Genomic DNA, 11,208 nt, shown 5'->3' with positions numbered 1-11,208 from the left:
GCACCATTGCACTGGGGCTTTGTGATTCTGGGCTGGGCAGGGTTATTCTCAGGTGGTATTGCAGCACAGATCATCACCCGTTACTCGAACCTGACTGACGTTATCTGGAATAATCAAAGCAAAGAAATTCTCAATAACCGAATTGTTCCTTAATTCAGTCTCCGATGTCCTCAGACGTCACCCCGCTGCCTGTTTTAACAGGCAGCGGGGTATTTTTCCGATCTACTTGCTAAATTGCTGCCAAAAGATCTTTATCCGGTCAGTTTTTTGAACAAGCTTGTTTTACATAACTGGATGTTTGTATCATGGATGATGCTGTCATAACCATTCAGCAGTGGATATCCACCGATATGCTTGTAGGTCTGACGATAGCCTCGATTGTCGGCTTCGTGGGTACTTTAATCGCGATTCCCTGGATTCTGATTCGCTTGCCGAGTGATTATTTTGATACGCGCGTTCCTCGTCACTGGATGAAAGATCGGCACCCGGTGATGCGCATCATCGGTTTGATGATTAAAAATATGATCGGTGTTGTATTCCTGTTAGCGGGATTTCTAATGCTTTTTCTGCCAGGGCAGGGCTTACTGACGATGCTGATTGGAATTTCACTGATGGATTTCCCCAATAAGCGTAAGCTGGAAGCCCGGATTGTCGGGCAGCATACGGTATTTAACGCTGTCAATAAGATGCGTCAAAAATTTAATCAATTGCCATTTACATTAAAACCACATGCCGAAGAATAATCGCCTGATATGATTCCCAGAGTATTGCCTGTAGCAATAGTTGATGCATGCACGATTTCAACCTTGGCCAAGACAATTTGGCAGTATCATTATGCGGATATTATTTCATCCGGGCAGATTGATTATATGTTGACGCAACGTTATCAGCCGGAGCTGATCAAGGAACAATTATCAGATCCGGGAATCTGGTGGAGAAAATTGGTTTTGGATGAAGCGATCATCGGCTTTTCTTGTTGCATGCGCACAAATAAGCCGAACGAACTAAAAATTGACAAACTGTACATTCATTGTGATCATCATCGCAAAGGCTATGGCGCGATGATGATGGCAGATGCTGTTGAAATAATGCGGGGAAATAATCTACAGTCACTGATCTTGACGGTCAATAAGCATAACCGAACTGCCATTCTGGCGTATCAGCAGTATGGATTTGAAGTCACGGGTGATAGTATTGTGGATATTGGAGGCGGCTATACCATGAATGATTATTTGATGACCCTAACAAAATTGAGCCGCTAGAATATTTAATCCATGAAATTGAAATTTACCAAAATGCAGGGTTTGGGTAATGATTTTGTTGTTCTGGACGGAATCAATCAATCGATCAATCTAGATCCACAACAGATTCGTTTGCTCGCAGATCGCCATTTCGGTGTCGGCTGTGATCAAATATTGTTGGTTGAAAAGGCCGTGGGGCAGGCTGATTTCCGTTATCGCATTTTTAATGCGGATGGCGGTGAAGTTGAACAATGCGGCAATGGTGCACGCTGTTTTGTCCGCTATGTGCATGATCACGGATTGACCGAGAAGAGTGAAATTCGCATAGAAACACTCAGTGGTGTGATATCCCCGAAACTGGAGGTCAATGGAAGTATTACTGTTAATATGGGGAAACCCTTATTTGAACCGCAAGCAATTCCATTTATTGCAGAGAAGTGCGCATTGACTTATCAGCTTGAAATGCCGGATCAGCCGGTTACAATAAGTGCGTTGTCTATGGGTAACCCGCATGCTGTTCGTGTCGTGCAGGATATTGCATGCGCACCGGTAGATACCGAAGGCGCGTTGATCGAGATGCATGCGCGTTTCCCTAAACGCGTGAATGTCGGTTACATGCAGGTGGCTGATCGTAGTCACATCAAATTGCGCGTTTTTGAGCGTGGTGCCGGTGAGACACTGGCGTGCGGAACAGGCGCCTGCGCCGCGGTAGTGGCCGGCATCAATCTCGGTTTGCTGGATCATCAGGTGACAGTCAGTACGCGAGGCGGTGAATTAACGATCAGCTGGCAGGAGAACGATGAGCCAGTTTGGATGACAGGCCCGGCGGTTACGGTATTTGAAGGTGAAATTAATTTGTAATTAACAAGGAAGCATCATGAAACCGGAAGACGTTGCGCAGTATCTACAGGATCACCCACAATTTTTCAATGAATACGCCGATTTGTTGGCGGATATCCATATTCCTGGCTTGCATGATGATAAGGTGATTTCAATCAATGAGCGGCAAGTTGCCTCGTTAAGAGAAAGAAATCGCGTATTACAGGATAAGTTGCTTGAATTAATCAGTTTTGGTGAAGAAAATGATGCGATTGGTGAGAAAATCCATCGCCTGACCATCGCATTACTTTCTGTTTCCAGTATGAGCGAATTCTTCAACGCACTCTATTTCAGTTTACGTGAGGATTTTGCTGTACCGCTTGTGGCAATGCGCTTGTGGAATATTGCCTGCAGTGACCGGGAACACGTTGAATTTACTCCTGCTAGCCAGGATGTGCACATTATTGCTGAAAGCCTGTCGCAACCTTATTGTGGCAATCATGTCGCGGACGAAATCCAGTGTTGGTTTGGTGAAGGCGCGGAGCACCTCAATTCATTCTCCATGATTTCTCTGAACACCACACGAACCATTGGTTTACTTGTTCTGGGTAGTCCTGATGCCGAAAGATTTTATCCGGAAATGGGAACATTGTATTTAAAACGGTTGGGGGAATTAGTGTGTACCACGATTGCCCGCTATGACTTGGCGGAAACCGCCAGCAGCGAAGCGCAAGACCATGTAACCAATGATCAGTAAACCTGAGTCACTGGCCGCTGCATATATTCATCATCTGACTTATGAGCGGCGTTTGTCGCCACTGACCAGCGAAAACTACGCCCGTGATATTCGTATTTTGCTTAAGTATGCCAATACAGACGATTTAAAACAGATCCAATCGCCGAATATTCGCCAGGTGATTGCGCAACTCCATGGCAAAGGGCTTTCCAGTCGAAGTTTGTCTAGAATGTTATCGGCTTGGCGCAGTTTTTATCGTTATTTGATACGTGATCATCAGTACCGGCATAATCCTTGTATTGGTTTACATGTCCCCAAATCAGCGCAGAAACTACCCAATGTACTTTCTCCTGATGAAGCCACGCAGTTACTGGCATTCTCACCCGACCATATGTTGACAATACGGGATAGTGCCATGTTTGAATTGTTTTATTCTTCAGGCTTAAGATTGGCTGAATTGACACAACTCAAGCCCGTGGATATCAGTTTTTCGGAAGGAACGGTCAGAGTGCTTGGTAAAGGGGGGAAAACACGTATTGTTCCGGTCGGCGATTATGCAATTCAGGCTTTGAAGGCATGGATTGAACAGCGTGTACAGATTGTTAAACTGGAGGTATCCGCCCTTTTTTTATCGCAGCATGGCGATGCGATCAGTGCCCGTACCATTAGTTATCGTTTGAAAAACAGGGCCAGGCAGCAAGGCATTCATCAAAATGTACATCCGCATATTTTAAGACATTCTTTTGCATCACATCTGTTGCAATCCAGCGGTGACTTGCGTGCTGTTCAGGAAATGTTGGGGCATGCTCATATCACTTCTACACAGGTATATACGCATCTGGATTTCCAACATCTGACAAAGGTTTATGATACCGCGCACCCGCGGGCCAAAAAAAGAAGCTGATCATTTGCTTATTCTTTCTATCTGAGTCAGCCATGTTTTATAGGCTATAATGATATTTTGTAACGAGTTAAGCAAATTTCATGACAACAATTGTTTCAGTAAGACGCGGCCGTCAGGTTGCATTAGGTGGCGATGGTCAAGTAACGCTGGGTGCTGTTGTGGCTAAGTCCAGTGCGCGTAAAGTCCGCAGGCTCTATCATGACAAAATTCTGGCTGGGTTTGCGGGTGGTACTGCAGATGCCTTTACACTATTCGAACGTTTCGAGGGTAAACTGGAAGCGCATCATGGGCATATCATGCGTGCCGCGGTTGAATTGGCTAAAGACTGGCGCACGGATCGAATTCTGCGTAGATTGGAAGCTATGCTAGTGGTTGCCAACGAGGATGCGACGTTGATTATTACTGGCGCTGGCGATGTGATCGAACCTGAGTTGGGTATTGCCGCTATCGGTAGTGGCGGCTCGTATGCTTTGGCAGCCGCTCGCGCATTATTGGAAAATACTGATTTACCTCCTCAGGAAATTGTGAAAAAAGCACTGACGATAGCGGGTGACATCTGTATTTACACCAACCAAGATCATGTTATCGAGACCATTGACTAGGTTATTCCTGTCAAGCAGTAAGAATATTTTTTATAGTTGCAGAGAGCGTGCAGTTGATTGACCTGCGTTTCCCCTTTGGAATTTTGTTCATTTTACCTCTAACACTGAATTTAAAATCATGTCTCAAATGACCCCACAAGAAATTGTCCATGAACTGGACAAACACATCATCGGCCAGAATTCAGCCAAGCGGGCTGTGGCGATCGCACTTAGGAATCGCTGGCGTAGACAGCAAATTGCCGATCCATTACGCCAGGAAATCACGCCTAAGAATATTTTGATGATTGGTCCGACGGGCGTCGGTAAAACCGAAATTGCGCGTCGTTTGGCAAAGCTGGCGAACGCGCCCTTTATAAAGATTGAAGCGACTAAATTTACCGAAGTGGGTTATGTTGGACGCGATGTCGATTCGATTATTCGTGATTTGGTTGAGACAGCGATTAAGGAATTGCGCGAGAGAGAAACCCGCAAGAAGCAACCACTTGCGGAAGATCGTGCAGAAGATCGCATTCTTGATGCGTTGCTGCCGGTTGCTAGAGATCTTGGTTCACTCAATGTGGATGAGCAAGATAATTCGACACGTCAGAAATTCCGCAAAAAATTGCGCGAAGGTGAGTTGGATGATAAAGAAATTGAAATAGAAGTGGCAGCGCCGCGGGCCAATATGGAAATCTTTGCACCACCCGGTATGGAGGATCTGACATCCCAGATTCAGGGAATGTTTCAGAATATGACAGGGGAAAAAAAGAAAGCTCGTAAGATGACAATACGGGAAGCCAGAAAAATGCTGCTCGAAGAAGAAGCCGCAAAAATGGTCAATGATGAGGAACTAAAGTTGATGGCTATTCAGAATGTAGAGCAGAACGGTATTGTATTTCTGGACGAAATAGACAAAATTGCTAGCCGTACAAGTAATACCGGAGGAGATGTTTCACGCCAGGGTGTGCAGCGGGACTTGTTGCCTCTGGTTGAGGGCACAACCGTATCAACCAAATATGGCATGATCAAAACCGATCACATTCTGTTTGTTGCCAGTGGTGCATTTCACATGTCTAAACCCTCTGATTTGATTCCCGAACTGCAAGGACGCTTTCCCATTCGCGTTGAATTGGCTAGTCTGAGTGTCAGCGACTTTGAGCAGATTCTGACGAATACGGATGCCTGCCTGACTCGTCAATATGAAGCATTGCTGGCTACAGAGGGCATACAGCTACAATTTGCCACCGATGCCATTAAACGTTTGGCTGAGATTGCATACTCTGTGAACAGTAGAACTGAGAATATTGGTGCAAGACGTCTACATACCGTCATGGAGAAATTACTGGAAGAAGTCTCATATAATGCACCGAGGCGCAGTGGAGAAACTGTTGTTATTGATGCGTCATATGTCGACGAACGCCTCAAGGATCTTTCGCAAAGCGAAGACCTGGCGCGGTATGTTTTATAAGTCTTCAGTTTATAAGATTATCCTTCGGATGTTAACCTTCATATTTCTCATGCTGATAAGAGAGAGGTGATGGTTTTCTGGAGTTGAGTTGAGGAATTTGTTGGTGTTGAGCAGATTTTGTTAACGCAGACAAAATGCTTGGCCAAACCGATAGTTGTGTGTGTTTTACTTCTCTTGGTAGACTAATTGAACTGAATTCATTTAGTTTGTTGGATTTAATAAGAAATAATCCTAATACGCTATCTGGTTTGGCCTAAATACAGGTTACTACTATATGACAGTTAGTTATTTGTCAGATTTTTTATTCAAAAGAAGGCAAGTGATATCTGCGCCTTCAATATTAATAAGTTGATCCTGCTGCAGGTCCACCTTGTCTAGGATTTTTTATTTTTGCAGGACAGGTAACCTTTTCGCCATCAGTACGATCCTTGATTGTTTCACCAGCTTTTTTACCTTCACATGCCATTTTGTTTAGAATATCTTGAGCAGATACTGGTGGCAGTCCAGACTCTAGGTTTCCACTTGCAAAAGTAACAGAAGAACCGAATAAAAATACTGAAGCGAATACTGCAATAAGAAATTTGTTCATTTTTAACTCCTATATTATATATTATCAAGGAAGCCAATTTTAATGCGCCTGACTTTCCAAACATGAATTTATCACAATCATAAATATCATGGCCATTTCTTTTGAGAATCTTATGATTTGAGCCAGTGAACTATAGCATAATTTTCTGTTCCTGCAGCTGCCGTTAAATAATCTATTTTCATATTTTTATGAAATTGTTGAGTCTCATCAAGGTTCAATAAGTATGGCTGCAGCAACACGACGTCCTTCCTCAGCTAATATGTTATAGGTGCGGCAACAGGCTTTTGTATCCATAACTTCAATACCGATACCTAGTTTGACTAATTGGCTTAGTAGAGATTGATCTGGAAATTGATGTTTGGCGCCTGTACCCAAGATTACGATTTCAGGTTTATGCGGCAGTAGGTTTTGAAAATGTTGAGCTTCGAGTTGTGAGACCGATAGTATTGGCCAGTTCTCAATTAGATAATCCGGTAATACAATCAAGCTTTTTTCATAACGATTTTGGTTAATCAGTACATATCCATCGCCATAACCGGTAAAAATATATTGATGAGCAAAATTTGCCAGATGTAATTTCAATAGTGTACTCCACAGGATAAGGATAATTTTAATAGCAGTAATTATGTGCATTAATGTAATCAAAGACAATCAATACATCTTTATTACCTGAGTTTTACATGTGCTGTGGAATAGCACATTTTTATATATTGAATAATTTTAGCGCAATTGTCTGTTCTCAAGAGTTACTTTCTTTTCAACAAAATTAACTAAAGTGCCGAGTGTTTGAAATGTTTGCGCACTAATCTCATCATCATTAATTGAGATCGAAAATTCTTTTTCTAGGGCTAAAATAATTGTTACCACGGCAACTGAATCAAGCTCGGGAATATTGCCTAGTAAAGAAGTATCTGCTGTAATGGAATCGCATCGCTCACCTAACCCCAAGATGTCAGATAAGATTGTTTTTATTTCAGTGGTATAGTCCATTCGGATTAACTGTTGGAAAGCTTTGTGTTTTTATAGGTAAATTAAGTAACCTGTAATTATAAGTCTGATTTAGGATTTTGATTACTTTGTTTGCATGGCGAGTAATTAATTGACAGCATACGGTCAGTGCAACTGTGAAAATTCTTGACTACTGGCGCTAAGGTTGTATTTCAACGATTGAATTAGTGCGAGCAATTCCGCTAGTGATTCTCCCCGACTTATTGCGAACCTGAACGACTTGGCCTTCGGCGGCATCAGCCAAAGCCTGGCCTTCCGAACTGATATTAAATCCTCGCCCCTGAACAACCAGATTGATTTTTTGTCCGCGCAAGATAACGTAGGGTGCGCGTAGCATTTGTGGGCGCAATGGTTGTCCGGCTGTAAGGTTTGTGGTGGCAACTTTACCGATTACTTGTGCTGCATTTGTGAATATGCCGTCAGGCATTTGCGTTAGATTAACATTCTGTAGCGTTACATCTTCATGTACGAGTGTTTGTCCGGTTGAAATGGAGCGTGCTGTATGCAGTACATTGGCCATCACATTTACTTCAGCCTGAACGTAGATAGTCCAAGTTGCGGATTGACTGTTGCAGCGAACGCCAACAGAAGTTTTTCCCCATAAACGGCTACCGGTAGGCATAAAAGGCTCCAGTTCCGGGCACTTGGGTAAACTCAGATGCTGATCAATTTTGTCGACATTAGCAATAACCTGTCCGGATAGTGTTGCAGTATTGCTGTAAATAAAATTTTCTACCGCGTTTTTAATGATCGAAATTTCTTGCTGTTGGGGAGTAGGTTTGTGCTGTGATGCCAACAAAGGAAACGGAAAGATTGAAACTGCTGGTAGACAAAGCATTAACACTAAGTAACGTATCATAATTTATTCGACCATTAATTGTTGCCGTTTTCGGCAATCATTGCCGCCATATCGTTATCTTAAACAGGCACACAGAAATTTATGTTTAAAGATAGCATCTATTTCATGTCTTTTTCGCTGGTTGGTCGACTAATTAAAGCATTTATTATACTTGGCATGCTAAATGCTGATAGAAAGATTGAAAGATATATTTAATCAGGATTAATAGAATGATAAACAAACTTGATAAAGAGTTAAATTTTTACCATCAAGCCTTAAGCTTAAGAGCTGCACGGCAAGAATTGCTGTCAAGTAATGTAGCCAATGCAGACACTCCAAATTTTAAAGCGAAGGATATTGATTTTGCTGGCGTACTACGTGAAAAGCTTTCACCAACCACTAATCTAAATGCCGTAAATTTAAATACGACATCTTCAATGCATATTAATTCCGCTATTCCAGGGACGCTTGGAAACGACGTATTGTATCGCGTTCCTTTGCAACCGAGTGCAGATGGTAACACAGTGGATATGGACATGGAACGTACTCGATTCGCGGATAACTCAATTAAATATGATGCGAGTATCACGTTCATTACGAATGAATTTAGGAACTTAACATTAGCTATGCAGGAGAGATAATAATGTCTTTATTTAATGTATTTGATATTGCAAGTTCAGCAATGTCGGCACAATCTCAGCGTTTGAATGTAGTAGCCAGTAATCTTTCAAATGCTGATAGTGCTACCAGTTCGACGGGTGAACCCTATCGTGGACGCCAAGTGGTTTTTAGCACATTGCAGGCAGCAGCCAATGGTGCAAGCGGCGTTAAGGTTGCTGGTATTGTGCATGATCCCTCGCCGATGCGACAAGTGTTTGAGCCCAAACATCCGCTCGCGGATAAGAATGGATATGTGACGATGCCGAATGTTAACGTGGTGGACGAAATGGTTAACATGATGTCTGCATCGCGCTCATATCAGAATAGTGTGGATATGATGAATACCACCAAATCTCTACTACAAAAAACGCTGACTATCGGTCAATAAAGGAGTACATGATGAGTGCAATCCAACAAGCCAGTTCACAGACTGCTGCATCGGCAGCAACGACAGGTATCACCGCTAAAAAGAATGCTGAAAATCCACAGGATCGTTTTTTGAAACTGTTAGTTACTCAGATGAAAAATCAAGATCCGCTTAAACCGCTTGATAATGCAGAAGTCACCAGTCAATTGGCACAAATCAGTACTGTAACAGGTATTGATAAATTGAATACAACACTGCAACTGCTAACCTCGGATGTTGAAGATAGCCTATCAATGGAAGCGACGGGAATGATAGGACACAGTGCTTTTGTTCCTGGCACGGCTATTAAACTTGAAAAAGACTCAGCGGTGGCTGGAATTGAATTAGCACAACCGGTTGATCAGCTTAAAATAACAATATTGGATAGTGCGGGTATACCTGTTCGGCATTTGGATCTTGGCGCACATCCAACAGGCGTCAGCACAATTCCGTGGGATGGTCAAACAGATAGCGGTGCAAAAGCGGCTGATGGAAACTACACTTTTTCTGTGAGCGCGAAGCAGGGTGGAAATGAAATAAAAGCAAGTACACTTTCACTAGGTTTGGTCAATAGTGTTTCATTGGGTGAGAATGGTGCGCTGCTTGATATGGGCGAACTAGGGTTTGCCAATTTATCTGATATTAAACGAGTATTTTAATTAGGAGGCTGTTATGGGTTTTCAACATGGTTTGAGTGGACTGAGTGCAGCTTCGACAAACTTGGATGTGATTGGAAGTAACATTGCCAATGTGAATACTGTCGGGTTTAAACAATCTCAAGCTCAATTTACCGATATTTTTGCAAATTCCCTAGGTGGTTTGGGTTCATCTCAAGTAGGTATCGGTACAAGAGTAGCAACCGTTGCACAGTCATTTGGTCAAGGAAATATCGCGCCAACCAGCAATCCATTGGATATTGCCATCAATGGTCAAGGTTTTTTTCGTATGAATGAAGGCGGTGTGGTTAGCTATAGTAGAAACGGCCAGTTTCGCTTAGATGGTAACGGATTTCTTACCAATGCGACTGGCGCGAACTTAACCGGATATATGGCCGACGTAAGTGGAAATATCGACGCCAGCAAACCGACCAATTTGAAATTAATTACCTCTGATCTTGCTCCGAAAGCCACATCAATATTCGAAATGGGTTTTAATTTGAATTCGGGTGATGCTATACCCACGATAACAACATTTAGTGCAACTGATCCCAAAACCTATAACTGGCAAACATCAGGGACGATTGTCGACAGCTTAGGTAATGAACATGTTCTTGCGACTTATTTCCAGAAATCGGCAGCTAATACTTGGAATATTTACGCATCTGTTGATGGAAAGGTTGATACCGCCGGTGTACCTACAGGGGTGACTTTGGGGGGGAGCACTATAACATTTGACGGAACTGGAGCATTACTCTCACCTACAGCACCCATGACTGTAGGTGTTGACTGGGCAATTATAAATCCAACATTAGGCGCTGTTTCTCCGTTGAATTTCTCATTGGATCTAGCCAAAGCGACCCAGTTTGGGGCAGCTTCCGGTAAGAATTCTATCTCACAGGATGGCTTTACCTCTGGCCGATTAGCCGGTTTTGCCACGGCTGCCGATGGCGTGATTCAAGGTACTTATACAAATGGTCAGACTAAAACAGTTGGGCAAATTGTTTTGGCAAATTTTGTTAATCCACAAGGATTGGACCCCATCGGAGATGGTCTTTGGTTAGAGACAACAGATTCTGGCCAACCAGTAGTCGGACCGCCAAAAACAGGAACACTGGGTACACTTCAAGCTTCTGCCATTGAAGATTCCAATGTTGACCTGACAACTGAATTGGTAGAAATGATTACAGCACAACGCATGTATCAAGCCAATGCCAAAACAATTGAAACGCAGGATGCAATTTTGCAAACATTGGTTAATCTCTGATTATTTGTCACTGACTTACAAATTGTTGGAAGTTG

16 protein-coding genes are annotated in these 11,208 nt (G+C 42.9%); 12 read left to right on the top strand and 4 right to left on the bottom strand.

What is annotated here, in order from left to right; genetic code table 11:
• From C8R34_RS10955 to hslU, 8 genes are all read left to right on the top strand, one after another.
• The coding region (locus C8R34_RS10955) for a methane monooxygenase/ammonia monooxygenase subunit C (protein WP_219999589.1) at window positions 1–153 on the top strand (153 nt) is incomplete at its 5' end.
• Between the two features lie 152 nt (window positions 154–305).
• Entirely contained in the window at window positions 306–743 is a 438-nt protein-coding gene (locus tag C8R34_RS10950; RefSeq protein WP_110340639.1) for a PGPGW domain-containing protein, read from the top strand.
• A 63-nt stretch (window positions 744–806) separates the two neighbouring features.
• Window positions 807–1,262: a GNAT family N-acetyltransferase gene (locus C8R34_RS10945; RefSeq protein ID WP_258364469.1), complete on the top strand. Its 456-nt coding sequence runs from the start codon at window positions 807–809 to the stop codon at window positions 1,260–1,262.
• Window positions 1,263–1,274: 12 nt separating this feature from the next.
• Window positions 1,275–2,102: a diaminopimelate epimerase gene (gene dapF, locus C8R34_RS10940; protein WP_110340635.1), complete on the top strand. Its 828-nt coding sequence runs from the start codon at window positions 1,275–1,277 to the stop codon at window positions 2,100–2,102.
• A gap of 16 nt (window positions 2,103–2,118) precedes the next feature.
• On the top strand, window positions 2,119–2,817 hold the full coding sequence (locus tag C8R34_RS10935) for a DUF484 family protein (protein ID WP_110340633.1): 699 nt from the start codon (window positions 2,119–2,121) through the stop codon (window positions 2,815–2,817).
• Window positions 2,807–3,700 carry a tyrosine recombinase XerC gene (gene xerC, locus C8R34_RS10930; RefSeq protein WP_110340631.1) on the top strand — a complete coding sequence of 298 codons (894 nt, stop codon included), beginning with the start codon at window positions 2,807–2,809 and terminating at the stop codon, window positions 3,698–3,700. The genes C8R34_RS10935 and xerC overlap by 11 nt, the downstream gene beginning before the upstream one ends.
• An 80-nt stretch (window positions 3,701–3,780) precedes the next feature.
• The gene (gene hslV, locus C8R34_RS10925) at window positions 3,781–4,302 is read left to right on the top strand and encodes an ATP-dependent protease subunit HslV (RefSeq protein WP_110340629.1); all 522 of its coding nucleotides are present in this window, start codon (window positions 3,781–3,783) and stop codon (window positions 4,300–4,302) included.
• 118 nt (window positions 4,303–4,420) lie between these two features.
• Window positions 4,421–5,749 (top strand): ATP-dependent protease ATPase subunit HslU, encoded by a 1,329-nt coding sequence (hslU, locus tag C8R34_RS10920; protein ID WP_110340627.1) that lies wholly within the window; start codon window positions 4,421–4,423, stop codon window positions 5,747–5,749.
• A gap of 340 nt (window positions 5,750–6,089) precedes the next feature.
• Here the strand turns inward: hslU and C8R34_RS10915 are convergent, their stop codons facing one another.
• From C8R34_RS10915 to flgA, 4 genes are all read right to left on the bottom strand, one after another.
• Window positions 6,090–6,338, bottom strand: a complete 249-nt coding sequence (locus tag C8R34_RS10915; protein ID WP_110340625.1) for a hypothetical protein — start codon at window positions 6,336–6,338, stop codon at window positions 6,090–6,092.
• Between the two features lie 207 nt (window positions 6,339–6,545).
• Entirely contained in the window at window positions 6,546–6,920 is a 375-nt protein-coding gene (locus C8R34_RS10910) for an Mth938-like domain-containing protein (protein ID WP_181415495.1), read from the bottom strand.
• 138 nt (window positions 6,921–7,058) lie between these two features.
• Window positions 7,059–7,328 (bottom strand): acyl carrier protein, encoded by a 270-nt coding sequence (locus C8R34_RS10905; protein WP_110340621.1) that lies wholly within the window; start codon window positions 7,326–7,328, stop codon window positions 7,059–7,061.
• A gap of 157 nt (window positions 7,329–7,485) precedes the next feature.
• A complete protein-coding gene (gene flgA / locus C8R34_RS10900) occupies window positions 7,486–8,205 on the bottom strand; it encodes a flagellar basal body P-ring formation chaperone FlgA (RefSeq protein ID WP_258364468.1) in 720 nt (239 codons plus the stop codon).
• A gap of 209 nt (window positions 8,206–8,414) precedes the next feature.
• Between flgA and flgB the strand changes: the two genes are divergently transcribed.
• Genes flgB through flgE form a run of 4 tightly spaced genes read left to right on the top strand, consistent with a single transcriptional unit; the run spans window position 8,415 to window position 11,173 of the window.
• Window positions 8,415–8,825 carry a flagellar basal body rod protein FlgB gene (flgB, locus tag C8R34_RS10895; RefSeq protein WP_110340619.1) on the top strand — a complete coding sequence of 137 codons (411 nt, stop codon included), beginning with the start codon at window positions 8,415–8,417 and terminating at the stop codon, window positions 8,823–8,825.
• A 2-nt stretch (window positions 8,826–8,827) separates the two neighbouring features.
• On the top strand, window positions 8,828–9,232 hold the full coding sequence (gene flgC, locus C8R34_RS10890) for a flagellar basal body rod protein FlgC (protein WP_110340618.1): 405 nt from the start codon (window positions 8,828–8,830) through the stop codon (window positions 9,230–9,232).
• Between the two features lie 8 nt (window positions 9,233–9,240).
• Window positions 9,241–9,909 carry a flagellar hook assembly protein FlgD gene (locus C8R34_RS10885; RefSeq protein ID WP_309146187.1) on the top strand — a complete coding sequence of 223 codons (669 nt, stop codon included), beginning with the start codon at window positions 9,241–9,243 and terminating at the stop codon, window positions 9,907–9,909.
• 13 nt (window positions 9,910–9,922) lie between these two features.
• On the top strand, window positions 9,923–11,173 hold the full coding sequence (gene flgE, locus C8R34_RS10880) for a flagellar hook protein FlgE (RefSeq protein WP_110340614.1): 1,251 nt from the start codon (window positions 9,923–9,925) through the stop codon (window positions 11,171–11,173).
• Window positions 11,174–11,208: the final 35 nt, after the last annotated feature.

Origin of the sequence: Nitrosomonas sp. Nm84, assembly GCF_003201565.1 — a bacterium.
Classification (GTDB): Bacteria; Pseudomonadota; Gammaproteobacteria; order Burkholderiales; family Nitrosomonadaceae; genus Nitrosomonas.
The sequence above is the reverse complement of the archived record's forward strand: the minus strand, read 5'-3'. Positions and strand labels throughout refer to the sequence as shown.